Raw genomic sequence first — 26,564 nt, 5'->3', positions numbered from 1 at the left:
CCCACCCTCGCAACCCGCACCGCCGCGGGTTCTCAGAGGTCGCCTGGCGAGGACAGCCCGTTCGCCGTGTATCGGACATACATAAGAACGGGATCCCGCAGCCAGGCGGCCTCTGAGGTTCCGCCACCCGCACCGCCACGCAAAACGAGGTTGGAAACCCTCATTCGAACGAGGAGTGCGCGATGTCCCGGATGCCCGCCCTGTACCTCAGCCACGGCGCGCCACCGCTGGCCGACGACCCGCAGTGGCCTGGCCAGCTCGCCGCCTGGTCGGCCCGGCTGCCGGAGCCGAAGGCGATCCTGATCATCTCGGCGCACTGGGAGGAAGCCCCGCTGGCCATCGGCGCCACCAGCACCGTTCCGCTGATCTACGACTTCTGGGGCTTCCCCGAGCACTACTACGCCGTCCAGTACGCGGCCCCCGGCGCACCGGCGCTGGCCGCCCGCGTGCGCGCCCTGCTCCGCGGCCCGGACACCCCGGTGCACGACTTCCCGGACCGCGGCCTCGACCACGGCGCCTACGTGCCGCTGGTGGAGATGTACCCGGACGCCGACGTGCCGGTCCTGCAGATCTCGATGCCGACGCTGGAACCGGAACGGCTGATGCACCTGGGCCGGGCGCTGGCGCCGCTGCGCGACGAAGGCGTGCTGATCATCGGCAGCGGGTTCTTCACCCACAACCTCTCGGCGCTCGGCGAACCGGGCACGCCGAGCTGGTCCGCGGAGTTCGACGACTGGGGGCGGCAGGCGCTCGAGGCCAACGACGTCGACGCCCTGCTGGACTTCCGGCACAAGGCCCCGGCCGGACGGCTCGCGCACCCGCGCACGGAGCACTTCGCACCGCTGTTCGTGACGCTCGGCGCGGCGGCCGACGACCTCACCGCGCAGCAGATGGCCATCGACGGCTTCTGGATGGGCCTGGCCAAGCGCTCCGTCCAGTTCGGCTGATCAGCGGCGGAGCTGCTGCTCGATCGCGTCGACCACCTCGGCCAGCGGGGCCCGCGTCTCCTCGGTCCAGTTCGGCCCGCAGCGCGGCGTCGGCGCGGAGACCGACAGGGCCGCGACCACGTCACCGGAGTGGTCGCGGATCGGCATCGCCACGCAGCGGCAGCCGATGATGTACTCCTCGTCGTCGGCGGCGTAACCGCGAGCCCGGGCCTCCTGGACCTCGGCCAGCAGCTCGGGCAGCTCCCGCACCGTGTTCGCGGTGAAGCCCTCCAGCTCCACGCCCTCGTAGCGGCGCGCCAGCTCGTCCTGCGGGAGCCCGGTCAGCAGCGCCTTGCCCAGCCCGATCGCGTGCGCGGGCAGCCGCATGCCCACCGCCGACACCAGCTTCATCGGCTGGGGCGACTCGGCGATGGCGATGTAGACGTTCTCGGTGCCGTCCAGCCTGGACAGCTGCACCGTTTCCCCGGTGCGCTGCGCGAGCCGGTCCATCAGCGGCAGCGCCAGGCCCACGATGTCGCGGTGCCCGGTGTAGCCCTGCCCGACCGTCCACGCCTTCAGCCCGAGCCCGTAGGTGCGGGTGGTCGGGTCGAACTCGGCGAAGCCGCGGTGCACCAGCGTGCCGAGCAGACCGTGCACGCTGGACAGCGGGAGCCGCAGCGTCTCGGCGATGTCGCTGAGCCGGTGCCGTCCCCGGGAGAGCAGTTCCAGGATGACCAGCGCACGATCGGCGGACTTGACCACGTTGGGCCCGCTGCCCGCTGGTTCGGCCGTGGCGGGTTCCGACTTCACCCGACTTCCTCCTGCTCCGTTCCGGCCGCATCGGCTGCTGCGGCCTACTGAACAGTACAGCGGGCTCGCGAACCCCGCGCAGCTCCTCCGCAACGTCCACAGTGGATCGCGAGTCGCTCGCGGGCCCGAGCGGTGTGAGCATATGGGCATGGCGCAGCCCGGATCACCGTTCCGCCCGCTCGAACCGTCGATCGACCTGCCCGCGATGGAGCGCCGGATCATCGAGCGGTGGCGCGCGCACGCGGTGTTCGAGCGCAGCCTGGCGCAGACCGCGAACGGCCCGCGCTGGGTGTGCTACGAGGGCCCGCCCACCGCCAACGGGCAGCCCGGCGCGCACCACGTCGAGGCGCGGGTGTTCAAGGACGTCTTCCCGCGGTTCAAGACGATGAAGGGCTGCCACGTGCCGCGGCGCGGCGGGTGGGACTGCCACGGGCTGCCCGTGGAGCTGGCCGTCGAGCAGGAGCTGGGCATCAGCGGCAAGCCCGACATCGAGCGGATCGGCATCGCCGAGTTCAACGCGCGCTGCCGCGCCTCGGTGCAGCGCTACGTCGGCGAGTTCGAGGCGGTCACCCGGCGGATGGGCTACTGGATCGATCTGTCCACCGCCTACTGGACGATGTCGCCGGACTACGTCGACAGCGTGTGGTGGGCGCTGAAGCGGATCTTCGAGGGCGGCCTGCTGGTCGAGGACTACCGGGTGGCCCCGTACTGCCCACGCGACCAGACGACGCTGTCCGACCACGAGGTCGCCCAGGGCTACGAACCCGCCCACGACCCGTCGGCGTTCGTGCGGTTCCCGGTGGACGGAGCGCTGGCCGGGCACCGCGGCGTCGACCTGCTGATCTGGACGACCACGCCGTGGACGCTGGTGTCCAACACCGCGGTCGCGGTGCACCCGGCGGTGGACTACCAGGTGGTGCGCACCGTCGAGGGCACCTTCGTGGTGGCCGAACCGCTGGTCGAGGCAGTGCTCGGCACCGGCGGCGAGGTGCTCGCGACCGTGCCGGGCACCGCGCTGGCGGGCCTGCGCTACCGCCGCCCGTTCGAGCTGGTGGACATCCCGGACGCGCACTTCGTGGTGTCAGCCGAATACGTCTCCACCGAGGACGGCACCGGCCTGGTGCACCAGGCCCCCGCGTTCGGCGCCGACGACCTCGCGGTCTGCCGGGAGCACGGTCTGCCGGTGGTCAACCCGGTCGGGACCGACGGCCGGTTCGCCGCCGACGTCGGCCTGGTCGGCGGGATGTTCTTCAAGGACGCCGACGCGGTGCTCGTCGACGACCTCCAGCACCGCGGACTCCTGTTGCGCTACAACACCTTCGAACACCAGTACCCGCACTGCTGGCGCTGCCACACACCGCTGATGTACTACGCGCAGCTGTCCTGGTACATCCGGACGACCGCGATCCGCGACGCGCTGCAGCGCGAGAACGAGCGCACCCACTGGTACCCCGAGCACGTCAAGCACGGCCGCTACGGCGACTGGCTGGCCAACAACGTGGACTGGGCGCTGTCCCGGACGCGCTACTGGGGCACGCCGCTGCCGCTGTGGCGCTGCCCGGACGGCCACGTCACGCCGATCGGCTCCCGCGCCGAGCTCGGCGAGCGCACCGGCCGGGACCTCACCGCGCTCGACCCGCACCGCCCGTACCTCGACGAGATCGAATTCCCCTGCGCCTGCGGGAAGTCCGCCGCCCGCGTACCGGAGGTGATCGACGCCTGGTTCGACTCCGGTTCGATGCCCTTCGCCCAGCTCGGCTATCCGCACCGGCCGGGCAGCGTCGCCGAGCTGGCCCGCAGCTACCCGGCGCAGTACATCTGCGAGGCCATCGACCAGACCCGCGGCTGGTTCTACACGCTGATGGCCATCGGCACCCTGCTGTTCGACCGCTCCGCGTACGACAACGTCGTCTGCCTGGGGCACATCATGGCCGAGGACGGCCGCAAGATGAGCAAGCACCTGGGCAACGTGCTGGAACCGCTGCCGCTGATGGAGGAGCACGGCGCGGACGCGCTGCGGTGGTTCATGCTCTGCACCGGATCGCCGTGGTCGGCACGGCGGATCGGCCACGCCCCGCTGCGCGAGATCGTCCGCAAGGTGTTGCTGACCTGCTGGAACACCGCGTCGTTCTTCAGCCGCTACGCCGCGCTGGTGGACTGGGTCCCGGCCGACGCCGATCCGCCCGCGCAGCGCCCGGTGCTCGACCGCTGGGTCCTGGCGCAGGTCCACCGGCTGGCGGCCGAAGTGGACGCGCGGCTGGAGGACTACGACACGGCGGCGGCCGGGCGGGCGCTGGCGGCGTTCGTCGACGACCTGTCGAACTGGTACGTCCGCCGCTCGCGGCAGCGCTTCTGGGACGGCGACCGCAACGCCCTGACCACGCTCCACGCCTGCCTGGACGTGCTCACCAGGCTGCTGGCGCCGTTCGTGCCGTTCATCGCCGAGCAGATCTGGCAGGACGTCGTCCGACCGGGCATCCCGGACGCGCCGGGCTCGGTGCACCTGGCGAGCTGGCCGCGCGCCGACCTCCGGCTGGTCGACGACCGCCTGATGTCCGAAGTGGACATCGAGCGGCAGCTGGCGGAAGCGGGCCGGGCCGCGCGCAAGAGCAGCGGGTTCAAGGTGCGGCAGCCGCTGGCGCGAGCGCTCGTCAGCCCGGCCCTGCCGCCCGAGCTGCTCGCCGACCTGGCCGACGAGCTCAACGTGCGCCGCGTGGAACCGCTGGCATCGGCGGGCGAGGTGCTGGAGGTGTCGGTCAAGCCGAACTTCCGCGCGCTGGGCAAGCGGTTCGGCAACCGCACCCAGCAGGCGGCGGCCGCGGTCAGCGCCGCGGATCCCGCCGAACTGGTCCACGCCTTGCGCGCAGGCACCGCGACGATCGAGGTGGACGGCCGGGCCGAACCGCTGACCGGCGAGGACGTCTTCCGCACCGAGGTGCCGCGAACCGGCTGGGTGGTCGAATCGCAGCGCGAGGTCACGATCGCGCTGGACACCGAGATCACCCCGGAGCTGGCACGAGCGGGCCTGGCCCGCGAGGTGATCCGCTTCGCCCAGGAGTGCCGCAAGCAGGACGGCCTCGACATCACCGACCGGATCACCCTGCGCTGGCGCGCGACCGGCGAGCTCCGCGAAGCCCTCCGCCACCACGCCGACGAGATCGCCACCGCGGTCCTGGCCGCGGACATCGGCGAATCCACCGCCGCCGCACCAGGTTCCACCGAGCACACCGACCCGACCCTGGACCTGACGATCTGGCTCCACCCGCAACCCTGAACCCACCGCGATCCCCATCGGCGCGCGGCGAACCGGTGCCCGCAGGTGACCTGACGCGATGTCCTCATCGGACGGTGGGATGCGAAAGGGCCGCGGGCAGGTCGCCCGCGGCCCTTCGGCAGCGCTTCGGTCAGCGAGTGGCAGCCGAACCGATCTGCTCCTGGATCTCGGCGTGGTAGGCGCCGACGCGGGCGTAGACGCCGGGCTTGCCCGGACGGGCGCAGCCCTCACCCCACGAGGTGACACCGATCAGCTTGTTGTCCACCACCAGCGGGCCACCGGAGTCGCCCTGGCAGGTGTCGATGCCGCCCTCCGGCACACCGGCGCAGACCATCGAGTCCGGGCTGTACTCCCCGTAGGCGCCGGAGCAGGTCTCGTCCGAGTTCACCGGCACGGTGGCCTTCTGCAGGTTGTCCGCCTGCTGGCCGCCCTCGCTGGTGTTGCCCCAGCCGAGGATGGTCGCCTGCGAGTCCGGCGCGTAGCCCGGGTCGTCGGCGGTGGCCAGCTCGATCGGGGCCTCCTGGACCGGGGCCTCCAGGGTGAGCACCGAGACGTCGTAGCCCTGGGTGGCGTCGGTGTACTGCGGGTGCACCCAGACGTCGGTGACCTTCGAGGTGGTGCCCTCGCTGGAGCTCATCACCGTGCGGCCGCTGACCACGTTGATGTCGGCCGGCTGCGAGCCGTCGGTGCAGTGGGCAGCGGTGAGCACCTTGTTCGGGGCCACCAGCGAACCACCGCAGAACTGCTGGCCGCTCGGGGTGACCAGCGCGACGGTGAACGGGTGGTCGGCGATGTTGGCGTCCTCGCCGCCGACGATGTACGGGTTGACGTCCGCCGGCTGCGCGGGCTGCGCCTGCGCGACGGAAGCCGCGGAAAGGGCTGCGACGGCGATCGCGGTGACCCCGGCGAACCGGGCCAGGCGACGTGGGGCATCGACCATCGTGTTCTCCTCGTGTCCGAAATCGGCCGCTGCGAACCGGAACCCGGTGGCCTGCCTCCCACCGCCGGTTACGCACAGCGACTATTCGATCGAACAATATCCACGTCGACGTCGACCGGGAAAGCACCGGAATTTGCCGTTTTAACCAGTACATCAGGACATTTCCCCAGTTCAGCGGCTGGACAACGCCGCAGAAACGGCTCGTCAAGCCCCTTTTCCGAGGCACCTCGACCAGAATCGGCGACCGCTCTCGCCGAGAATCCGTCGACGATCCGAATCGGACACCGAGCAACGCGATTCGTCCATCAGGAGTTCAGCGCGGAACTCATCCGTCGCGGCCGTTCGGAGCATTCGGACCGGCACGCCGCGCGGAGAAGCGTCCCCGGCGCACCCCGAAACTGCGCCGGGGACACCCCCAACCGCGGCCGGACCCCTCCGACCGGTGGCACCATCGATCCCCGAACCGATGGCCGGCACGCTCCAAGGCCCCGACCGCCCTGTGCGGAGCGTGCTCCCTCTGGTCTATCTGATACCCGGTGGAATATTCCAGGGCCAATCGGTGGAGCTTGCCCGGTTGATCGTTCAACCTCTCGGACGAGCTCGCCGCGCGCGACTCGGCCGAAAGCACCACCCGGAGCTGAAACCCCCAGTTCAGCGCGGGACCAGCCCGGCGTCGTAGGCGAGCAGCCCGGCCTGCAGCCGGTTCGAGCACGACAGCTTCACCAGCAGCCGGGACACGTAGCTCTTCACCGTCGCCTCGGACAGGTACAGCCGTTCGGCGATCTGCGCGTTCGACAGCCCCTGCCCCAGGCAGGTCAGCACCTCGACCTCGCGCTCGGTCAGGTCCCGCACCAGCTCGACCGCCCGCTGCCGGGAGCTCTGCTCGTCCGCCGACGCCGCCACCAGCCGCTTCCGCGCCTCCTCGGAGAGCACGGTGTGCCCGTCGGCGGCCACCCGGACCAGGCCGATGAGGTCGCCCGGCGGCGTCGACTTGACCAGGAACCCGGCCGCTCCGGCGCGCAGCGCGCGCAGCACGTACTTGTCCGCGTCGAAGGTGGTCAGCGCGACCACGGCGGGCGGATCGGGCAGCTTGCAGATCCGCTCGATGCCGGTCAGCCCGTCCACCCCGGGCATCCGCAGGTCCATCAGCACCACGTGCGGCCGGTGCCGCACCACCGCCTCGACCGCCGCCGCACCGTCCTGCGCGTCGTCGACGACCTCGATGTCCTCAGCCGAGCCGAGGATGGTGCGCAGGTGCGCGCAGACCATCGGCTCGTCGTCGACCACCACGACCCGGATCGGCTCAATCATCGCCGCCCGCCTCCCCAGTTGGCACGTACGCCGGGAGTATCACATCGACCTCGAACCCGCCGTCGGCGGCGGGCCCGGCCCGGAACGTGCCGCCGACCAGCTCGACCCGCTGCTGGAGGCCGAGCAGCCCGGCCCCGGAGCCGCTGTCGGCCAGGTCCCGCGCGGCCCGGTCCGGCGAGCTGGTGTTGCGGACCACCAGCCGCAACCGGTCGTCGCTGTGCAGCAGCCGGACGCTCACCCGGGAGCCGAACGCGTGCTTGTGCACGTTGGTCAGCGCTTCCTGCACCACGCGGTAGGCGGTGCGCCCGACCGCGGCGGAGACCATCCGCGGATCGCCGTCCACGGTGTACTCGACCGGTATCCCGACCGCTTCGGACTGCCCGATCAGCTCGGCGAGGTCGGGCAGGTCCGTCGGCGGCGTGACGTCGGGGCGGGCGTCCTGCTCCGACGAGCCGCGCCGCAGCACCCCGACCAGGTCCCGCAGTTCTTCCAGCGCCTGGCAACCGCTGGTGCGCAGCTCCTCGGCGGCCTGGCGGATCGCCGGGTCCTCCGCCGCCACGCCCAGCGCCCCGGCCTGCAGCACCATGAGGCTCACCCGGTGCGTGACCACGTCGTGCATCTCGGTGGCCAGGCGGGTCCGCTCGTCGGCCCGCGCCTGCTCGGCCAGCAGCTCCTGCTCCCGCTCGGCCCGCTCGGCGCGTTCGCGCAGCGCTTTCACCAGGTTCCGGCGCGCGCCCACGTAGAGCCCGAGAACCGCCGGGAAGACCGTCCACAGCACCGCCGCGACGATGGCGTCGGTGGACAGGTCGTCCCACGGCCGGACGCTGATCAGCGCGGTGATGCTGATCAGGTCCCAGGCGAAGAACTTCCACTTGCGGCCCGTGGTGTAGACGACGGCGGCGTAGATCGCCCACGGCGTGACCCCGGGCAGCCAGGGGTCGGAGGTCTGGTTGATGAACAGCAGCGGACCGGGGCCGAGCTCGACCATCAGCGGCTGCACGATCGCCAGCACCGCGACGATCGACATGAGCACCATCGGATAGCGCCGCCGCACGAGCAGCGCCAGGTCCATGATCCACACGAGGATGTCGTTGAGCCAGGGCCCGCCGATCCAGTCGTACGCCCCGGGCGGGATGTCGGAGGGGTACATCACGAGCAACACGCGGCCGAGCAGAATCAGCCCGAGCACGAGCGCCACGTCGAACGCGGCCTCCCGCTTGGTGTTCCACAGCAGCCGCCACAGCGGGCGGTTCACCTGGAACACGGTAGACAACGACGCGCGGCGGATCGGCGGGAAACCATCCGGTCGGCGAGCAGGCCTAGACGAAAGTTGCACCGGGGCGAATCGATCATCGACTTTCGGATCCAGCACGCGCTACCAAGCGCCGTGTTGATCAAGGGCTGACCTGGCTTGAATTGATGCAAGCTTCCCGACAGCCCTGGGGGAATCATGGAATCCGCTGTGCTCGCAGCACAGGCCCGGCCACCGGCCGAGCCCTGGCTGCGGCCGCTGGCCAAGTGGCCGGTGTTTACCATCGCCGGCCTGGTCGCCGTCGTGCACGTCGTGATGAGCGCGCTCGGAGACTTCTGGATCGACGAGGTCTACATGCTCGCGGCGGGCAAGTACCACCCGGACTGGGGGTACGTCGACCAGCCGCCGATCGCGCCGCTGATCGCCGCCGCGATGGACTGGATCGCACCGGGCTCGATGGTCGTGCTGCGCCTGCCCGCGGTGCTGGCGACGGTCGCCGGCGTGGTGATGTTCGCGCTGCTCGCCCGCGAGTTCGGCGGAGACCGCCGAGCGCAGGTGCTGGCCGCCGGTGCGGGCGCGACCGGGATGTGGGCCGCGCTGGTCGGGCACTGGGTCACCCCGTACACCTTCGAACCGCTGCAGTGGCTGGTGCTCAGCTGGCTGCTGGTCCGCTGGGTCCGGCTGCGCGAGCAGGGCGCCGCCGACGACCGGCTGCTGCTGGTGTTCGGGCTGGTGCTCGGCATCGCCCTGCAGACCAAGTTCCAGGTGGGGATCCTGTGCGTGGCGCTGCTGATCAGCGTGCTGCTGGTGGGCCCGCGCGACGTCCTGCGCCGGCCGATGTTCTGGGGCGGGGTCGGCATCGCGCTGGTCATCGCGGCTCCCACGCTGCTGTGGCAGGCCTTCAACGGCTGGCCGCAGCTGCAGATGGGCGCGATCGTGGCGGACGAGTCCCCGATGCTGTCGGGCGGTCGCAGCGGCACCGCGTTCAGCCTCGTGCTGTTCGCGGGCGTCGCCGGTGGAGCGCTGTTCCTGATCGGGCTGTGGAAGCTGTTCCGCTCCGCCGAGCTGCGGCCGTACCGGTTCTTCGCGGTCACCTCGATCCTGCTGTACGCCTTCTTCGTCGCCACCGCCGCACGGCCCTACTACTTGGTCGGCATGTACGGCGTGGTGATCGCGGCCGGGCTGCTCGGGCTGCAGCGCCGCCGGGAGACCAAGCCGTCCCGCTGGGGGTGGACGGCATGGTTCCCCTACATCGCCTCCGTCGCGCTGGTGAGCCAGACGCTGTGGCTTTCGACCACGATGACGAGCGCGTTCGGCATGCCGAGCGCCGATGTGCTCGCCCGCGACACCTCGATCGCGTTCAGCGCGCTGCCACCGCAGCTGCAGGAGCGCACGGCGGTGATCGGCGACAGCTACATCTCCGCGTCGATGGTGGAGGTCGGCCGGGCCGAGCACGACCTCCCGGAGGTCTACAGCCCGCACCGGGGCTACGGCTACTTCGGCCCACCCGGTGATCAGGTCGACTCGGTGCTGCTCGTCGGGGACGTGGAAGACGTGCGGGAGCACTTCGCCGAGGTGCGGCAGGTGCACGACGGCACCGTCCCGATCTGGCTGTGCACCGGCAGGATCGGTGCCTGGGACCAGATCTGGCCGCAACTGCAATCGCTGTAGGAGGACGCCGTGGCTTCCCACATGACCACCAACGGCACGTCCGGCCTGCGAGAATGGCGTCCGGATCCAGCCGACCGCAGGAAGGGACCGACAGTGGCCGACGAGAGCACCGTCCGGATACGGCTCCGCCCACCGCGGCACCGCGTGGAGCGCCGTGCGATCGGCTGGTGGACGACGCAGGCCCTGGCGCTGGTCGTGCCGGTGCTGATCGCGCTGGCCGCGACCGCGGTGTTCATCCCGCCCGCGCGGTTCTGGCTGGTGCTGGCGCTCGTGGTGGTCGCCGTGCTCAGCGTGCCCTACGTCCTGGTCATGCCGCAGTGGCGGTACCGGGTGCACCGCTGGGAGATCACCGACGACGCGGTCTACACCGCGGCGGGCTGGCTGCGCCAGGAATGGCGGATCGCGCCGATGTCGCGGATCCAGACCGTCGACACCGTGCGAGGCCCGCTGCAGCAGCTGTTCAACCTCTCCAGCGTCACCGTGACCACGGCTTCGGCCGCCGGTCCGCTGTCGATCGACGGGCTGGACCGCGCGACCGCGCAGGCGGTGGTCGAGCAGCTGACCGCCACCACCCAGGCGACGCCGGGAGACGCGACATGAGCACCGTGATCGATGGGCAGTGGCGCCGCCAGGACCCCAAGGCGATCGCCTCCTACACCATCCTGGTCCTGGCGCCGATGGTGCCGACCATCGGGCTCATGGTCCTCTCCGGCACCAGCCCCTGGGTGATGCTGATCACCGCCGGGGCGTGGGTCGCCGGCGCGGCGGTGCTCGCCGGGCTGATGGGCGTCGGCTGGTGGTTCACCTGGTACCGGATCACCGCGGAGCGCTTCGAGATGCGCACGGGTGCCATCACCCGCAGCCACCGCTCGATCCCGCGCGACCGGATCCGCAGCGTCGACCTCACCGCCAACGTGGCGCACCGCGTCTTCGGCGTCACCGCGGTCAAGGTGAGCACCGGCGGGCAGGGCGGCGACAGCAGCGAGCTGAAGCTCGACGCGCTCGCCAAGGAGCACGCCGACTCGCTGCGCCAGGAGCTGCTGTTCGGCGATTCGTCCACTGTGGCCGGTGCCGAAGCACCGGAGCAGGAGGACACCAGCACGCTCGCCCGGCTCAACCCGGGGTGGCTGGGCTACTCCGCGCTGTCGGTGTCGCTGATCCTGATCGTCTGGGGCGCGATCGCCTCGGCCTTCGGGTCGTTCCGCGAGCTGCTGCTGTCGGCCGGGATCTTCGCCGCCGTCGGCGAGACCGTGCAGACCACGGCGCTGTGGCTGGTCATCGCGATCGGTGCCGGCTCCGCCCTGGTGGTCGGCGTGCTCGGCGCCTTCGCGCTGTCGTTGGAGATGTGGTGGGGCTTCCGGCTGAGCCGCGACCGCGGGGACACCCTGCAGGTCAAGCGCGGCCTGCTCACCACGAGGTCGATCTCGCTGGAGGAACGGCGGCTGCGCGGTGTCGAGGTGGTGGAACCCCTGCTGCTGCGGTGGTTCGGCGGCGCCCGGCTCAACGCCGTGGCCACCGGGCTCAAGCAGAAGAAGGAGGAGAACCAGCCGGACAACAAGACGCTGATGCCACCGGCACCCCGCGCCGCGGTGCAGCGGGCCTCGGCAGCGGTGCTGCGCGAGTCGCGGCCGCCGTCGGAGGTCCCGCTGCGCGGGCACCCGCGCGCGGCGCTGCGGCGGCGGATCAACTGGGCGCTGATGTTCACCGCACCGATCCTGATCGCCGCGGTCGTGACGTTGGTGTTCGACTGGATCCCGGTGCCGCTGGCGGTCGCCGTGATCGTCGTCGCCCTCCTGGCGTTCCTGGGCTTCGCGGTGGACGCCTACCGCAACCTCGGCCACGCGCTGACCGAGCAGTACCTGATCGCCCGCAACGGCAGCGGGATCCGGCGCACCGTCGTCCTGCAGCGCGATGGGGTGATCGGCTGGAAGCTGAGCCGCACCTTCTTCCAGCGGCGAGCGGGCCTGATGACGGTCGGCGCCACGACCGCCGCGGGCAGCAGCATCTACGAGGTGCACGACGTCGACGAGTCAGAAGGCCTGGAACTGGCTCACGAAGCGCTTCCCGGACTGCTCGCGCCGTTCGTGGAACGGCGCTGAAACGCCTTGCGCGGCGGTGCCACTCGCACCGCCGCGCAAACCAGGGTGAAAAGCACGGAGAGCGCGCGACTCGCTGGAGCCCGGTCGCGCACTCACGGAACGTGCGTCATAGAACGTCGAAGCTGCCGTGCTTGAGACCGCTGACGAAGTCCTGCCAGCGCTGCACGGCGACAGTGATCTGTCCTGCGGCCCGGTTCTTGGTGTCACGCACCCCGACGCAGTCGGCTCCGAAGCCGACCTCAACACACTGCCCCTGGCCTTGGGTTCGCGTGCTGGTGCGCCAGTCGGTGATATTCGGCATCTTCTACAACTCTCCTATGCGTTGTTGCATCAGTTCGACGGAACCGTCCGGATCTACCGCATGCGCACGTAAATGGTCCATCATCGTGACGTAGTTCGACAGCTCTATCTCACGTTCGAGGTAGAGCCCGCCTACGTGAGTTTCCAGGTAGACCACGTCCGGATCGATGTGGTTGGAGTAGCGCAGGATGACGAACGGTCCGGCCTGCGCCGGGTGGGCGCCCGCGTCCAGCGGCATCACCTGCAGCGTCACGTGCGGCAACTGCACGAGCTTCAGCAGGTGCTCCAACTGCCTGCGCAGCACGCCGGGCCCGCCGACGCGCCTGCGCAGGGCGGCTTCCCCCACCACCGCCCACAACTCCAGCGGGTTCTCCCCCACCACCCGCTGCTGGCGCTGGATGCGCAGATCGACCCGCCTGCTGATCTCCGACTCATCCGCGCGGATGAGCGTCGCCTTCGTGATCGCGTGCGCATATTCACGTGTTTGGAGCAGTCCTGGGATCGCCTCGGCCTCGTAGGTGTGTATCGAGGACGCTTCGGCCTCCAGGCCCACGTAGGTCTCGTACCACTCGGGCAGGACGTCGCTGTAGGAATGCCACCAACCCCGCTTGCGGGCATCGCGGGCGAGGTTGATCAGCTGATCGCGCTCGCACCCCTCGACCCCGTAGAAGTCCAGCAGCGCCGAGACGTCGCCGACCGAGGGAGAGCGCTTGGCGGTCTCGAACCGCCCGATCTTCGCTTGCGTGCAGCCGAGGTGCCCGGCAGCCTGCTGCTGGGTGACCTCCGCTTGCGCCCGCAGTCGCCGCAGCTCGGCAGCAAGGCGGCGGCGACGCACCGTGGGACTGACTGTCATGTTTCCCATCCTGCCCGGATGTCCACACTGCGTCACCACCCCATCACCCTTACGACATCCGGCCGAGCGGCCCGCTCCGGCCGATCCGGTGGGGCCTCGATGCACATCGGATACTGGTCGAAGATGGTTACGGTTCTCCCCCTGAACGGGTCAGCATCGCCGGGATGGAGTACACCTGCACGGGTAAGGAAATTCCTCCGGAGGAACCATCCGATGGTGATCAGAACGACGCAGGCGCTGGCCGCCGCCTTCCCCGGGAGCCGCACATCCGGTATCACATCCTGGGAATCGGCGGCTGTGGACGTGGTGGTCCGGCACGGGTCCCGAGCCGATGCGGAGGCGCTGCTGCCCGTCTTCCTTGCAGCCCCGGAAGAACGCGCCGAACTGGTGCGCGTGCTCGCCCGGCACGGGGACACCGCACTCGCCGAACGCCTGCTGGCGGAGTGCGCTGACGCGGGTCGCCTGCGCCCCGGAGTGCCGGGGGAAGTGCTGCGCGCACTGGGGATTCTCGAATTGGAGAATGCCGAGGAACTGTTGTGGACGCACGCCGCGGACCCGGAGGATCACGAGACCGGGGAGCACGCGGCACTCGGTCTGCTGCACCTGTCGTGCACCGGCGTGCGCGAGGACATCGCGCACGTCCTGGCGAAGCACGAGGGGCAGCCGTTCTTCCCCGAGTTCCTCCCGGCCCTGGCGGTGAAGACGCAGGATCCGTCGTGGCTGCAACGGCTGGTGACCTGGGGCGAGCGGGGTGCCTCGACGGACTGCAGCGGCGGGCTCGTCCTCGGCATCGCGATGCACGGCCAGGACGCCGCCGCCGAATTCCGGCGTCTGCTGTGGAATCCGCACTGGGAGGCCGAAGGCGCCGGAACCGGCACCGACTTCTGGGCCTACGCCGGATGCCGGGTGCTGGGGCTGGATCTGGCGCAGCTGCACGCGGAAGTCCGGGAAGCCACCGAACCGGCCGACGCCCGCCACCGGTTGGCGGTCTTCCACCGGCTGGCCAAGCGCTGGGCCGAGCGTCGGTGGCTGGCGCTGACCGCGGCGTCCGAACCGCGGGAGTCCCACCGGGAGATGCTCGCCCTGCTGTTCGGCTGGTCCACCCCGCACCGCGACGACTCGCTGACCGGCTGGGCCGCCGACCTGCTCGGGCACGACGACCCGCTGCTGGCCAAGCTGTACGAGCTGGAAGCCGAGCTCGACCTGCGCATGCACCACGAGCTGGAACGGGAGGAGCTCGCGGCGCACCCCGGCTGACGCCCACCGGCCCTCGCGATCACGGCCGCGGCACGTTGCGCAGGTTGCTGCGGGCGAGCTGGATCATCTTCCCCACCCCGCCGGACAGCACCGTCCGGCTCACCGCCAGCGCGAAGCCCTTCACCTGGTCGCCGGTGATCCGCGGCGGGATGGACAGGGCGTTCGGGTCGGTCACCACGTCGACCAGCGCGGGCCCTGGCCTGCCCAGCGCATCGGCCAGCGCCTCCCGCACCTCGCCCGGCTTCTCCACCCGCGCCGAGTGGATCCCCGCGGCCGCGGCGATCGCGGCGAAGTCGACGTGGTCGTGGTCGGTGCCGAAGTCGGGCAGCCCGTCCACCAGCATCTCCAGCTTCACCATGCCCAGCGAGGAGTTGTTGAACACCACGACCTTCACCGGCAGCCGGTGGGTGCGCAGGCTCAGCAGGTCGCCGAGCAGCATGGCCAGCCCGCCGTCCCCGGACATCGAGATGACCTGGCGCCCCGGTTCGGCGATCTGCGCGCCGATGGCCTGCGGCAGCGCGTTGGCCATCGAGCCGTGCACGAACGACCCCAGCACCCGCCGCCGCCCGTTCGGCGTGATGTAGCGGGCCGCCCACACGTTGCACATCCCGGTGTCCACTGTGAACACCGCGTCCTCGGCGGCCAGGTCGTCGAGCACGTCGGCGACGTACTCCGGGTGGATCGGCACCTGGGTCTCGACGTTGCGCGTGTAGGCGTCGACGACCCGCTCCAGCTGACCGGCGTGCTCGCGCAGCATCCGGTCCAGGTAGGTGCGGTCGTGCTTCTGCTGGACGTGCGGCAGCACCGCGCGGATCGTCTCGGCGACGTCGCCGTGCACCGCCAGGTCCAGCACCGTGCGGCGCCCCAGGTGCGCGGGCTCGATGTCGACCTGCACGGTGTTGGCCTGCGGCAGGAAGTTGTCGTACGGGAAGTCGGTGCCCAGCAGCACGACCAGGTCGGCGCGGTGCATCGCGTCGTAGCAGGCGCCGTAGCCCAGCAGTCCGCTCATGCCCACGTCGAAGGGGTTGTCGTACTGGATCCACTCCTTGCCGCGCAGCGCGTGCCCGACGGGCGCGTTGACCCGCGCGGCCAGCTCCATGACCTCCGCGTGCGCGCCGCGCGTGCCCGCACCGCAGAAGAACATCGGCCGCTCCGCCCGGTTCAGCTTCTCGGCCAGCGCGACCACCTGGTCCTCCGAGGGCACGACGGTGGGCGGCTCGCACTCGATGACGCCCAGGCCGTTGGACGAGGGGACCTGCTTCTCCGCCACGTCGCCGGGCAGCACCAGCACCGCCGCGCCGCGACGTCCGGAGGCGGTCTGGATGGCGGTGCGCAGCAGGCGCGGCATCTGCTCCGGCTGCGAGAGCATCTCGCAGAAGTGGCTGCACTCGTTGAACAGCTCTTCGGGGTGGGTCTCCTGGAAGAACCCGGTGCCGATCTGCGCGGACGGGATGTGCGAGGCCAGCGCCAGCACCGGCGCGCCGCTGCGGTGCGCGTCGAACAGGCCGTTGATCAGGTGCAGGTTGCCCGGCCCGCAGCTGCCCGCGCACACCGCGAGCCGCCCGGTCATCTGGGCCTCGGCACCCGCGGCGAAGGCGGCTACCTCCTCGTGGCGCACGTGCACCCACTCGATGCCCTCGGTGCGCCGCACCGCGTCCACCACGGGGTTGAGGCTGTCCCCGACGATGCCGTAGATGCGCCGGACGCCGGCCTGCACGAGCACTTCGATGAGCTGATCGGCGACAGTGGGCATGACGGGTCCTCCGGAGGGGTTGTCGGCACGGCCACCCACCCGTCTACGCGTGGGTCACCACCCCCGCAACTCGAAGCCCGCTCACCCGGCAGGCCGGTTCGGTAACGATCCAGCCGCCCGATCCGATCATCCCGTTGTTCCCAGGAGCTCGTGCGAGCCCGGAACGCCCCAATCCACTTCTCCGGGAAGGAAACCGCGGTGTCGATCCGCCTCTTCACCACCTGCGCGCTGGCACTGACCGCATCGGCGGTCGCCGGGCTACTGGTCGGCGGGTTCATCGTGACGAGTGATCGAACACCGGCGCCGACACCTCAGGTCGCGCAGTTCGTCCCGGCCGCGGGCGCCAGCGGGCAGTGACGTCGCTCCACCTGGCGGGACCGCGTCGGCGGCATCGGCTAGCGTCGGGCGCATGAGCGAACAGAACCGACTCTCGGTCGGCGACAAGGCACCCGAGTTCTCGCTGCCGGACGCCGACGGCAACACCGTCTCGCTGAGCGACTTCCGCGGCCGGTCGGTCGTGGTCTACTTCTACCCCGCGGCCAGCACCCCGGGCTGCACCAAGGAGGCCTGCGACTTCCGCGACAGCCTCGCGGTGCTCAACGACGCGGGCTTCGACGTCCTCGGCGTCTCCCCGGACAAGCCGGCCAAGCTGGTGACCTTCCGGGACGCCGAGGGCCTGACCTTCCCGCTGCTGTCCGACGAGGACAAGTCGGTCATGACGGCGTGGGGCGCCTTCGGCGAGAAGCAGAACTACGGCAAGACCGTGCAGGGCGTGATCCGCTCGACGTTCGTCGTCGACGCGGAGGGCAAGATCGCCAAGGCGCTGTACAACGTCAAGGCCACCGGCCACGTCGAGCGGCTCCGCAAGGACCTGGGCGTCTGACGACGTGGGCACCGACCCGGCCGGTGCCCCTTCTCAGTCCAGCACCATGTAGACCGCGACGCCCGCGGCGATCACCACGACCAGGTAGCGCAGCAGCGTCGCAGGCAGCTTCTGGGCGAGCTTGCCGCCCACGTACCCGCCCAGCACCGTGGTGGGCACCAGCATCAGCACGGCCATCCAGTCGACCGGCGCGATCAGCGCGTAGACGACCAGGGTGACCGCGCTGCCGATCATGCCCAGCCAGCTCTTGAGCGCGTTCAGCCGACGCATCGAGTCGGTCGCGGCCAGCACCAGGATCGCGATCAGGATGACGCTGCGCGCTCCGCCGAAGTAGCCGCCGTAGATCGAGGCGAAGAAGATCCCGAGGACCAGGAACGTCGTCCGGTCCGGGGCGCTCTCGTCGGGCGTGCCGAGCCACTTGCGAATGGTGTTCTGGAAGGCCATCAGCACCGCGGAGAGCCCGATCAGCGCGGGCACCACGGCGTCGAAGACCTCGCCCGGCATGACCATCAGCAGCACGCAGCCGATCGCGGAGCCGACCACCGCGGCAGCCGAGGTCAGCCAGAGCCGCCGAGGGGCGCCCTTGAGGTCCTCGCGCTGACCGATCGCGGCGCCGACGAAGCCGGGTCCCTGGGCCACCGAGTTGGTCACGTTGGCGACCAGCGGCGGCATCCCGGTGGCCAGCAGAGCCGGGAAGACCAGCAGCGAGCCGCCGCCGGCCACCGCGTTGATCGCGCCGGAGAGGAAGCCGACCACGACGAGCAGGACCGGCTCGAACCATTCGGTGAACACGACCACCGAAGTTAGCTTCTGGAACGACTCAAGTTCCCACCGGGGCGAGCGGTATCACACCGGGACGAACCGTTGCACTCCGTTCGGTAACGCTGTTATCTTCCTATAACGCCGTTACCAAACGTCGGAGGGAGTTCCCGTGAGCAATCCGTTCGCACAGGGCAACTACGCGCCGGTCAAGCAGGAGCACACCTGCGCGGACCTCCCGGTGGTCGGCCGGATCCCGGACCACCTCGACGGCCGCTACCTGCGCAACGGCCCGAACCCGAGCGCCGAGATCGACCCCGACACCTACAACTGGTTCATGGGCGACGGCATGGTGCACGGGATCCGCCTCCGCGACGGCCGGGCGGAGTGGTACCGCAACCGCTGGATCCGCTCACCGCACGTCAGCCGGGCGCTCGGCGAGCCGCCAGGTCCCCGCGACCCGCGCGCCGGCCTGGACGTGCTCGGCGCCAACACCAACGTCATCGGCCACGCCGGCCGCACCCTGGCCCTGGTCGAAGCCGGCGCGACGAACTACGAGCTGACCGACGAGCTCGACACGATCGGCCCGTGCAGCTTCGACGGCACGCTGCCCGGCGGCTACACCGCGCACCCCAAGCGCGATCCGGAAACCGGCGAGCTGCACGCGGTTTCGTACTTCTTCGGCCGCGGCAACACCGTTCAGTACTCGGTGATCGGCGCGGACGGCCGAGCCCGGCGCACGGTGGACGTCGAGGTCGGCGGCAGCCCGATGATGCACGACTTCTCGCTGACCGAGAACCACGTGGTGTTCTACGACCTCCCGGTCACCTTCGACGCCCGGCAGGCCACCGCGACCGTCGCCCCGAGCTGGCTGCGCCGCCCCGCCCAGCTCGTCCTGTCCGCCCTGATCGGCCGGATCCGCATCCCCGACCCGATCACCGCCAGGATGGGCCGCTTCGCCCCGGCCAACAGCGGCTTCCCGTACCGCTGGAACCCCCGGTACCCGGCGCGGATCGGCGTCATGCCGCGCGCCGGAGGCGACGTCCGCTGGTTCGACGTCGGCCCCTGCTACGTCTTCCACCCGCTCAACGCCTACGACACCGAGAACGGCATCGTGCTGGACGTGGTCCGCCACGCGAAGGTCTTCGACGCGGACGTGACGGGCCCGTCCGAGGGCGCCCCGACCCTGGACCGCTGGACGGTGGACTTCAAGACCGGCCGGGTCCGCGAAGAGCGCCTGGACGACCGCGAGCAGGAGTTCCCCCGCGTCGACGAGCGCCTGCTCGGCAAGAAGCACCGCTACGGCTACTCGGTCGGCGCCGACACCCTGTTCAAGCACGACCTGGCCTCCGGACGCACCGAAACCCGCAGCTTCGGCGAGGGCAACCAGGTCGGCGAGTTCGTCTTCGAGCCCAACGCCGCCGATTCAGCGGAGGACGACGGCGTCCTGATGGGCCTGCGCTACTCGGCGGCCGAGCACCGCAGCGACCTCCTGCTCCTCGACGCCGAAACCCTGGAAACGGTGGCGGAGGTCCAGCTCCCGGACCGCGTCCCGAACGGCTTCCACGGCAACTGGGTCCCGACGGAGTGACGCGATTTCGCGCGAAATCGTCTCTCCGCACGTCTGCCGAACGCCGATTTCGCGCGAAATCGCCAAAGTCCGGACTAGGACTCGCGGCCGGTCGCGGAGGCGAAGCCCAGCCAGGTGTGGCGGTTCTTCCACCAGCACCAGCCGACCTTGGGCGCGTTGCGCCGCTCCTTGCCGTCCCGCCCCGTGCCGTTGCTGATCCACAGCGCCGGGGTGCGGGAGTCGTAAGCACCGTTGGCCTTGCGCAGCCGCGAGCCGATGGTCATGAAGCAGCGGTTGCGCTCGAGGGCCGACGGCTGCTGGAGCAACCAGTGGATTCCCTCGGTAACCAGCAGCGGAGTGCGCCCTTCCGCGCTGAGCGCGGGCAGAGCCTCCTCCGGACTCCAGTTGGCCAGGTGATCGCCGCGGTCCACACCGGTCACGAGGTAGAGCGGCGAGTCGGGCACGTCGACGCCGCAAGGAGCGAAGCGGTCGACGTCGGGCATGTCGGTGACGACGAATCCGGGCTTGCCACCGTGGCGGAGCAGCGGCGCGAGAGCGGACGCAGGAGCCCGGTCCGGGTGCACGGCGAGCAGCGCACCGTCGCACTGCCCGCTCTCAGCGAAGGCGCGCAGCTCATCGGTGGACACACCCGCGAGCTCGTGCACACCCAGCTCGATCAGGTTCTCCGCCTGAGCAGCGAGAGACGGCAGAGCAGCGGCGGACGGGCGTGAGGTCAAGTGACTCCTCGGTTCGCAGTTCGGGGTGACGAAGCTGAGCTCGGTGGTGACTGGCAAGGCAGCCCTCCTCATCAACGCGCCCTGGTGAAACTTACGTCGGTGGTAATATTATAACGAGACCCACCTATGGTTCAACATAAATTTACGACGGAGGTAAGTTTGCCGATGGGAGTCGAGCCGGACGCCGCCCAGCTGGGCCTTCGCGAAGCCAAGAAGCAGGAGACGCGAGAGCTGATCTCCGACCGCGCGACGCAGCTCTTCATCGAGCAGGGCTTCGAGAGGACGACGATCGCGGAGATCGCCACGGCCGCCCGAGTCGCCAAGAAGACGGTGACGAACTACTTCGCCCGCAAGGAAGACCTGGTCTTCGACCACCAGGAGGAGTTCACCGCCTCGCTGGCCCGCGCGGTGGTCACCCGCCAACCCGGCGAGTCCGCGCTGACCGCGCTCCGCAAGGCCTTCGACACGGCAGTCGACACCCAGAACCCGGTGGCGGGCTTCGCAGGCCCGGACTTCAGCCGCATGATCGCCGAAAGCCCCACCCTGTCCGCTTGCCTCCGAGGCCTCCACGACCAACGAGAACAAGCCCTCGCCGAAGCTCTCGCCGAGGCCGTGGGCGAGCCACGAACCGACACCACCGTCCGCACGGCCGCCGCCCTGCTAGGCGCAGTGCACCGCACCCTCTTCCAGCGAATCCAGGAACTCACCTTCGCCGGACGCACGAACGACGAGATCGCCGCAACGCTCGCGGCCGAAGCACCCCCGGCCTTCGACCTCCTCGAACCAGCCCTCGGCGACTACGCGGTCGCCTGACCCGACCAGCGAATTTGCCCACCGGCGACGAGTTCCGCCAAGATCCCGCACGGAGTCTGTCTGAGGGGGTCTCATGTCCGGACTCGAAACCGCCTTCCTCCGCACCGGCGGCGCCGTCGTCAAGCACGTGGCAACAACCTGGCTGACCAGGAAGAAGGCGGAGAACCGCCGAGGCACGGACCTCACAAACCTGATCGCCCTGCGCTTCTCCGGCCTCCGCGAACGCGACCGCCGAGCCCTGCGCCGAAAGCTCGAAGAGGTCGGCGAGATCGCAGGCGAACGCCTCGAAGAACTCTGCACCCGAGAGTTCTCGACCCTGGCGGAGAACGAACGCCTCGCCGCCCTCGACGCCGTCGTGGACGTCCTCGACGACGCGGATCTCTCGGACACAACGCTCCTCGGCGCAGACCTCGACCCGACCGAGCTCGCCAAGGAGGTGCGGCGGCAGATACCGAGCGCCCCGACCCGAGCGGGCCTGAGCGAACCCGCCCGAGCCCTCTTCGACCGAGCTCTGGACCTGAGCTGCGTCCAACTGGTCCACCTGGCTCGAGAACTCCCGGAATTCGACTCCCGCCTCTCCGAAGAATCCCTCCGCCGAGCAACGGCAACCCTCTCCGGCATCGACCAGATCCTGGACCGAATGCCCCTGACCAGCCTCGACGCCCCCACCGGCACAACCCACGACGACCAGTTCCGCCACCGCTACCTCGACCTGATCGCCAAGCACCACGATGACCTGGAACTGATCGGCGTCAGCATCCGCAACTTCCGTCCCAAGACCAAGCTCTCCGTGGCCTACCTGAGCCTGACGGTGAACGGCGACGTCCACGGCGATTCGCAGTGGTCCCTGCACGGAGACCACCACGGCGGCACGATGCGGGTCGAAGGTGCCCTGAGTGCGTCAGACCGAGTTCTCGTGCGCGGTGAGGCGGGCTCGGGGAAGAGCACGCTGCTGCGGTGGATCGTGGTGCAAGCCGCCCGCGAGAAGTTCACAGGCTCGCTCGCGGCGTGGAACGGGTGCGTTCCGGTCATGATCAAGCTGCGAAGTCACAGCGGGGCCCCGCTACCGCAACCGGAGCAGTTCCTCGACCAGACCGGCCCGATGTTCGGCCCGATCCCGGACGGCTGGATGCACCGACAGCTGCAGGACGGTCGAGTGCTGCTGCTGGTAGACGGCGTGGACGAACTGACCGAAGGCCAGCGCCCGAAGATCCGACGCTGGCTGGACTCACTGCTCAAGAGCTATCCGAACACGCGCATCATCGTGACCTCCCGCCCGGCGGCTGCAGGGACGAAATGGCTCCAGGCGGAGGGTTTCACGTCCATCGACCTGGAATCGATGACGCCGAGCAACATCCAGGACTTCGTCGGCCGCTGGCACGAGGCCCTGCTCCAGGCCGACTCGAACAGCCTGCCGTTCAGCCGAGCCGAGGTGGAAGGGCGCCATCGCGGCCTGCTCGCCCAGCTGGACGCCCGCGCGCACCTGCGCAGCTTGGCACGCAGTCCGCTGATGTGCGCCATGCTGTGCGCGCTGAACCTCGACCGCAGCGGCGACCTCCCCCGCGACCGCAAGAACCTCTACTCCGCCGCGCTGGAAATGCTCTTGGACCGGCGCGACGCAGTGCGCGGAATCGCACCGGACGGCGAATTCACGCTGGGGTATCCGGAGAAGCTCCTGATACTGCAGGACCTGGCGTTCTGGCTGAACCTCAATGGCCGCTCCGAGCTGGGCCGGGCAACGGCAGTCGAGCGCATCGAACGCAAGATGTGCACGATGACCTCAGCCGACGTCGATGCGGAGGCATGCCTCAAGAACCTCGTGGAACGCAGTGGCGTCATTCGCGAACCCGTTGAAGGCCGCATCGACTTCGTCCACCGGACTTTCCAGGAGTTCCTGGCCGCCCGCGAGGCCGCCGACGACGGCCACGTCGGACTGCTGCTGAGCAATGCTCAATCCGATCAGTGGCGCGAAACCATCCTGATGTCCGCAGGGCTGCTCAACCGGCCCGGCCGCGTTGAACTGCTGAGCGGAATCCTCGATCGGGCCGACGAGTCCAGTCGAAGGACGGCCCGGAAGCTCCGCCTTCTCGCTGCCGCAGCCTGCGAGTCGGTGCACGAACTACCGGAAGAACTCTCCGCCCGCATCGATGACTGCCTGGATTCGTTGGTCCCGCCGCGCTCTACGCGGGAGAGCCGCTCGCTGGCCACCGTGGGCGAGCCTGTCCTGAACCGCCTCCCCACCGACACCGCCGGGATCTCCGCTGCTCAGGCAGCAGCGTGCGCGTACACGGCAGCACTGGTGAACGGGCCGAAAGCCTTGTCGCTCCTGGAGACCTACGCGAACGACAGCCGGATCGACGTTCAGGACGAGCTCATCGACGCCTGGCCGCTCTTCGATCCGGAGACGTATGCGAGGAGAGTGCTGGCCGAAGCGCCGCTGCATCGCCGAGCGGTCCTGATCCAGCAGGCCACCCTGCTGCCGCACCTCGGCGAGTTGCGGAACCTCCAGCACACGGTGGCCAACTTCGAGGACGACAACATCGGCGACCTGCTGTTCGCCTCGGAAGTGCCGAACCTCTGCCACCTCCGGGTCCACACGAACCGTGTTCTGTCAGCGCGCGGAATCGCGGGACACCCGCAGATGAGGCGACTCACCCTGGTGTGCGATCGACTGCTACACGAGGGGGAGCTCCGCGGCATGCCGAAGCTCACGAAACTGTTCCTCAACCAGCAGGGCGGGTTCTCCTCGCTCCGGTTTCTGACCGAGTTGGAAGGGCTGGAATTCCTGCGCGTCGGGCTTCATCCGGATGCCGATGCCACACCGTTCGAGCACCTCGCGAGCCTCCGAGACCTGGTGCTCGAAGCCGACAGCACCGTCGATGCGCTAGCGAAGCTGCCGAGCCCGGAACAGATGACCAGGCTCATCATTCTGTCGGCCGAACAACAACCAGCGGAGTTCATCGCCGCGCGGTTCCCGAACCTCCAAGTCCTGGGACTCAGCGGGACGACGGCACTCGACCAGTTGAACCTGGACCTGCTTCCCAAGCTCACCTCGCTCGAGGTCAGACCCGCGGCGGATGAGTTCGGCGTGCTCAGCGTGCTTCCCGAACTCCGGGAACTCGATCTGGTCGGTGCACGAGCGGTGAACCTGTCGAGCCTGACCAACGAGGGTCTGACCGTCCGGGTAGACCCCGATGCGGTGGTCGACGGCGCTGAGCGGCTGCCGAGCGGAACTCGCGTGACACGGGACCGCCCGCAAGTCGACCACGAAGCGCTGTGGAAGCTACGCCGTCACAGCTATTACCAGCATATCCCGACCGACCCGGCAGCTCGCACAGCTCAGGAAACAACAGCTTGATCGGGGTGGTGGGCCGGGCGCGGGGAGGGGTCGACGCCCGGCCCACCGGGGAGGTCCGGTGCCCGCGAGGTCGGGGGCAAACGGGCACCGGACCGGTTCAGGGGCCTGACCGGAGGTGGTGGCGGCCGGTGGGTTCGGCTTGTCGTTGTCGTTCGGCTTCGACTTCGTCGATCAGCTGCCAGACGTTGAGCGCGCCATCGCCGGCGCCGCTGTGTGCCGCTCGCGGCGGGCGGATGAACAGCATGCTCGCGATCAGCACGTTGACCAGCACGAGCGTGGACACCTGGAGCCAGAACATCCTCATCACCTATTCGCTGAAGGTCGTGTTTGTGCAGGTCAACTGCCGTGAGTGTTTTGGGGTGCCATAGCCCCACAAAACGCTCACGGGACTCAGGACCACCGAGCGCTGATCAGTGCCCAGCACTCCATGCAGGTCTCCTCGCGGACCCACTCGGTCTCCGGCGGAAGCCGTTGCACCTGACATGCCTCGACCTCGACTCCGCAGTACGAGGACACCGAGTCATGCGGCTCAGCCCGCTTCGCGGCCACGCCGAACGCATGCCTCCCCACGCCGACCGGGCGCCAGAACCAGTCCACTTCGGAGAAGCTTCCAGCCATCGCCGTCTCCCAACTTGTTGCAATCCCACTTTAATGTGATTGATGGGATAGTTGGAGCGCAAGGGGAACGATCATCTGCCACGCGAAAGGGTGTAACCCTGCTGGCCAACGCAGGTGCGATGCTCTACGGCATGCCAACTCCGACCGTCCGGCGACTTCTCGTGGGCCACCTCCTGCGGCACGCGCGGGAGCAGACCGGTCTCGACCTCGACGCTGCCGGGAAGCTCATCGGGAAGACCAACAGCACGATGAGCAGGATCGAACGCGGGCACACCGCGCTGCCGCAGCACATGCTGAAGAAGCTCGCGGATGCCTACGAGCAGCACGTGCCCAACGTCGTCGATCTGGACGAACTCCTCGATCTGGCGCGGGGCAGCCAAGATCGCGGTCGGTGGTCCGGCTACCGCTCCGTGTACTCCAAGTACTTCCGGATGGCCGTCGACCTCGAAGCCGACGCCTCCGCGATCTTCCAGTACCAGACCGAGATCGTGCCCGGCCTGTTGCAGACGGAGGACTACATCCGGGCGCTGTTCACCACGGCCCAGCTCCAGCTCAGCGATCAGTCCACAGAGGATGCGATCGAAGCGCGTCTGGAGCGGCAGGCAGTCCTGACCAAGCCGAACGCACCGCAGGTCAGCTTCGTGCTGTCCGAGTCATCGCTGCGCCGTCACGTCGGCGGCCGTGAGCTGATGGCAGCGCAACTCCGTCACATGGCCGAAATCGCACGTCTCAAGAACGTGCAGATCCAGGTACTTCCCTTCGACGCAGCGACCGCACCGCGTGCGACGCATGACTTCAACTTGCTCCGAGTGCCATCGCCGGGCAACGCCGGACCACTCGAATTCGTCTACGTCGAAGACTTCACAGACGGCCGCTACCTGGACGGACACGAGGACGTCCACGCATACACTCTGCTGTGGCAACAGCTCGTCGCGGCTGCGCTAGACCCGGTCGAATCCGAGAAGTTCATCCTGCGCGTCGCTGACGAGTTCGCTCGATGAAGTCTCGGAGGCCAGCGATGATGAACTGGCGGAAGTCCAGCTACAGCCCGAACAACAACAACTGCGTCGAAGTCGGCTGGCGCAAGAGCAGCCGCTCGGCCAGTGGTGGCAACTGCGTCGAGGTCGGGCTCGGCTATGACGCCGTCGGAGTTCGGGACACCAAGGATCGCGATGGTGGGTACTTAGCCGTCGCTCCTGCTCAGTGGCAGGCGTTCCTGCGCACCGTCAAGGACGGCGCGCTCGACGGCTGAGTCACCGGGAAAAATCGCGTGCTCAGCTCGCGAGTTTGCGGAGCTCGGGGAGGAGCAGGCGGAGGGCTCGGCCTCGGTGGGAGTCCGCGTCCTTCTCCGCCGGGGTCAGCTCGGCGCTGGTTCGGGTT

24 protein-coding genes and 1 pseudogene are annotated in these 26,564 nt (G+C 69.5%); 13 read left to right on the top strand and 12 right to left on the bottom strand.

What is annotated here, in order from left to right; genetic code table 11:
* Positions 1 to 182 precede the first annotated feature (182 nt).
* Entirely contained in the window at positions 183 to 947 is a 765-nt protein-coding gene (locus tag OU416_RS37790; RefSeq protein WP_270931898.1) for a dioxygenase family protein, read from the top strand.
* Here the strand turns inward: OU416_RS37790 and OU416_RS37785 are convergent, their stop codons facing one another.
* Positions 948 to 1,736: an IclR family transcriptional regulator gene (locus tag OU416_RS37785; protein ID WP_270931897.1), complete on the bottom strand. Its 789-nt coding sequence runs from the start codon at positions 1,734 to 1,736 to the stop codon at positions 948 to 950.
* Positions 1,737 to 1,884: 148 nt separating this feature from the next.
* Between OU416_RS37785 and ileS the strand changes: the two genes are divergently transcribed.
* On the top strand, positions 1,885 to 5,010 hold the full coding sequence (gene ileS, locus OU416_RS37780) for an isoleucine--tRNA ligase (RefSeq protein ID WP_270931896.1): 3,126 nt from the start codon (positions 1,885 to 1,887) through the stop codon (positions 5,008 to 5,010).
* A gap of 130 nt (positions 5,011 to 5,140) precedes the next feature.
* On the opposite strand, the gene OU416_RS37775 is transcribed toward ileS, so the two are convergent.
* The 3 genes from OU416_RS37775 to OU416_RS37765 form a co-directional block, all read right to left on the bottom strand.
* On the bottom strand, positions 5,141 to 5,950 hold the full coding sequence (locus OU416_RS37775) for a S1 family peptidase (protein ID WP_270931895.1): 810 nt from the start codon (positions 5,948 to 5,950) through the stop codon (positions 5,141 to 5,143).
* Between the two features lie 651 nt (positions 5,951 to 6,601).
* Positions 6,602 to 7,261, bottom strand: coding sequence for a response regulator (locus tag OU416_RS37770; RefSeq protein WP_270931894.1), 660 nt, complete (start codon positions 7,259 to 7,261; stop codon positions 6,602 to 6,604).
* On the bottom strand, positions 7,254 to 8,516 hold the full coding sequence (locus OU416_RS37765) for a sensor histidine kinase (protein WP_270931893.1): 1,263 nt from the start codon (positions 8,514 to 8,516) through the stop codon (positions 7,254 to 7,256). Before OU416_RS37765 ends, OU416_RS37770 begins: the two co-directional genes overlap by 8 nt.
* 195 nt (positions 8,517 to 8,711) lie before the next feature.
* Here OU416_RS37765 and OU416_RS37760 point away from each other — a divergent pair, with 195 nt between their 5' ends.
* The 3 genes from OU416_RS37760 to OU416_RS37750 are packed head-to-tail and all read left to right on the top strand — an operon-like array spanning position 8,712 to position 12,283.
* Positions 8,712 to 10,184 (top strand): glycosyltransferase family 39 protein, encoded by a 1,473-nt coding sequence (locus OU416_RS37760; protein WP_270931892.1) that lies wholly within the window; start codon positions 8,712 to 8,714, stop codon positions 10,182 to 10,184.
* Between the two features lie 9 nt (positions 10,185 to 10,193).
* Positions 10,194 to 10,784: a PH domain-containing protein gene (locus OU416_RS37755; protein WP_270931891.1), complete on the top strand. Its 591-nt coding sequence runs from the start codon at positions 10,194 to 10,196 to the stop codon at positions 10,782 to 10,784.
* On the top strand, positions 10,781 to 12,283 hold the full coding sequence (locus OU416_RS37750; RefSeq protein ID WP_270931890.1) for a PH domain-containing protein: 1,503 nt from the start codon (positions 10,781 to 10,783) through the stop codon (positions 12,281 to 12,283). The genes OU416_RS37755 and OU416_RS37750 overlap by 4 nt, the downstream gene beginning before the upstream one ends.
* A 106-nt stretch (positions 12,284 to 12,389) precedes the next feature.
* Here OU416_RS37750 and OU416_RS37745 read toward each other — a convergent pair whose 3' ends face one another.
* Positions 12,390 to 12,584 carry a DUF397 domain-containing protein gene (locus tag OU416_RS37745; protein ID WP_270931889.1) on the bottom strand — a complete coding sequence of 65 codons (195 nt, stop codon included), beginning with the start codon at positions 12,582 to 12,584 and terminating at the stop codon, positions 12,390 to 12,392.
* A gap of 3 nt (positions 12,585 to 12,587) precedes the next feature.
* The gene (locus OU416_RS37740) at positions 12,588 to 13,436 is read right to left on the bottom strand and encodes a helix-turn-helix domain-containing protein (RefSeq protein WP_309599282.1); all 849 of its coding nucleotides are present in this window, start codon (positions 13,434 to 13,436) and stop codon (positions 12,588 to 12,590) included.
* Between the two features lie 213 nt (positions 13,437 to 13,649).
* Between OU416_RS37740 and OU416_RS37735 the strand changes: the two genes are divergently transcribed.
* Positions 13,650 to 14,693 (top strand): hypothetical protein, encoded by a 1,044-nt coding sequence (locus OU416_RS37735; RefSeq protein ID WP_270931887.1) that lies wholly within the window; start codon positions 13,650 to 13,652, stop codon positions 14,691 to 14,693.
* Between the two features lie 19 nt (positions 14,694 to 14,712).
* On the opposite strand, the gene OU416_RS37730 is transcribed toward OU416_RS37735, so the two are convergent.
* Entirely contained in the window at positions 14,713 to 16,446 is a 1,734-nt protein-coding gene (locus OU416_RS37730; RefSeq protein WP_270931886.1) for a pyruvate dehydrogenase, read from the bottom strand.
* Between the two features lie 198 nt (positions 16,447 to 16,644).
* Between OU416_RS37730 and OU416_RS37725 the strand changes: the two genes are divergently transcribed.
* Complete coding sequence (locus tag OU416_RS37725) at positions 16,645 to 16,803, top strand: hypothetical protein (RefSeq protein WP_270931885.1); 159 nt, start codon at positions 16,645 to 16,647, stop codon at positions 16,801 to 16,803.
* A gap of 52 nt (positions 16,804 to 16,855) precedes the next feature.
* On the top strand, positions 16,856 to 17,329 hold the full coding sequence (gene bcp / locus OU416_RS37720; RefSeq protein ID WP_270931884.1) for a thioredoxin-dependent thiol peroxidase: 474 nt from the start codon (positions 16,856 to 16,858) through the stop codon (positions 17,327 to 17,329).
* Positions 17,330 to 17,362: 33 nt separating this feature from the next.
* On the opposite strand, the gene OU416_RS37715 is transcribed toward bcp, so the two are convergent.
* Entirely contained in the window at positions 17,363 to 18,121 is a 759-nt protein-coding gene (locus OU416_RS37715; protein WP_270931883.1) for a sulfite exporter TauE/SafE family protein, read from the bottom strand.
* A gap of 139 nt (positions 18,122 to 18,260) precedes the next feature.
* Here OU416_RS37715 and OU416_RS37710 point away from each other — a divergent pair, with 139 nt between their 5' ends.
* Positions 18,261 to 19,679, top strand: coding sequence for a carotenoid oxygenase family protein (locus OU416_RS37710; protein WP_270931882.1), 1,419 nt, complete (start codon positions 18,261 to 18,263; stop codon positions 19,677 to 19,679).
* Positions 19,680 to 19,753: 74 nt separating this feature from the next.
* Here the strand turns inward: OU416_RS37710 and OU416_RS37705 are convergent, their stop codons facing one another.
* A complete protein-coding gene (locus OU416_RS37705; protein ID WP_270931881.1) occupies positions 19,754 to 20,395 on the bottom strand; it encodes a DUF5701 family protein in 642 nt (213 codons plus the stop codon).
* A gap of 165 nt (positions 20,396 to 20,560) precedes the next feature.
* Between OU416_RS37705 and OU416_RS37700 the strand changes: the two genes are divergently transcribed.
* Together OU416_RS37700 and OU416_RS37695 are read left to right on the top strand one after the other, a co-directional pair.
* Positions 20,561 to 21,208 carry a TetR/AcrR family transcriptional regulator gene (locus OU416_RS37700; RefSeq protein WP_270931880.1) on the top strand — a complete coding sequence of 216 codons (648 nt, stop codon included), beginning with the start codon at positions 20,561 to 20,563 and terminating at the stop codon, positions 21,206 to 21,208.
* A 73-nt stretch (positions 21,209 to 21,281) separates the two neighbouring features.
* The gene (locus tag OU416_RS37695) at positions 21,282 to 24,566 is read left to right on the top strand and encodes an NACHT domain-containing protein (protein ID WP_270931879.1); all 3,285 of its coding nucleotides are present in this window, start codon (positions 21,282 to 21,284) and stop codon (positions 24,564 to 24,566) included.
* A 97-nt stretch (positions 24,567 to 24,663) separates the two neighbouring features.
* On the opposite strand, the gene OU416_RS37690 is transcribed toward OU416_RS37695, so the two are convergent.
* Together OU416_RS37690 and OU416_RS37685 are read right to left on the bottom strand one after the other, a co-directional pair.
* Positions 24,664 to 24,864, bottom strand: a complete 201-nt coding sequence (locus OU416_RS37690) for a hypothetical protein (RefSeq protein ID WP_270931878.1) — start codon at positions 24,862 to 24,864, stop codon at positions 24,664 to 24,666.
* Between the two features lie 92 nt (positions 24,865 to 24,956).
* Positions 24,957 to 25,184 (bottom strand): hypothetical protein, encoded by a 228-nt coding sequence (locus OU416_RS37685; protein WP_270931877.1) that lies wholly within the window; start codon positions 25,182 to 25,184, stop codon positions 24,957 to 24,959.
* Positions 25,185 to 25,303: 119 nt separating this feature from the next.
* Here OU416_RS37685 and OU416_RS37680 point away from each other — a divergent pair, with 119 nt between their 5' ends.
* Together OU416_RS37680 and OU416_RS37675 are read left to right on the top strand one after the other, a co-directional pair.
* Positions 25,304 to 26,185 carry a helix-turn-helix domain-containing protein gene (locus tag OU416_RS37680; RefSeq protein WP_270931876.1) on the top strand — a complete coding sequence of 294 codons (882 nt, stop codon included), beginning with the start codon at positions 25,304 to 25,306 and terminating at the stop codon, positions 26,183 to 26,185.
* A gap of 17 nt (positions 26,186 to 26,202) precedes the next feature.
* The gene (locus OU416_RS37675) at positions 26,203 to 26,436 is read left to right on the top strand and encodes a DUF397 domain-containing protein (RefSeq protein WP_270931875.1); all 234 of its coding nucleotides are present in this window, start codon (positions 26,203 to 26,205) and stop codon (positions 26,434 to 26,436) included.
* 22 nt (positions 26,437 to 26,458) lie between these two features.
* Here the strand turns inward: OU416_RS37675 and OU416_RS37670 are convergent.
* Positions 26,459 to 26,564, bottom strand: a pseudogene (locus OU416_RS37670) (non-canonical purine NTP pyrophosphatase); the annotation flags it as partial.

The organism is Saccharopolyspora indica (assembly GCF_027853965.1).
Classification (GTDB): Bacteria; Actinomycetota; Actinomycetes; order Mycobacteriales; family Pseudonocardiaceae; genus Saccharopolyspora; species Saccharopolyspora indica.
This window is presented reverse-complemented; position numbering and strand designations above follow the sequence as displayed.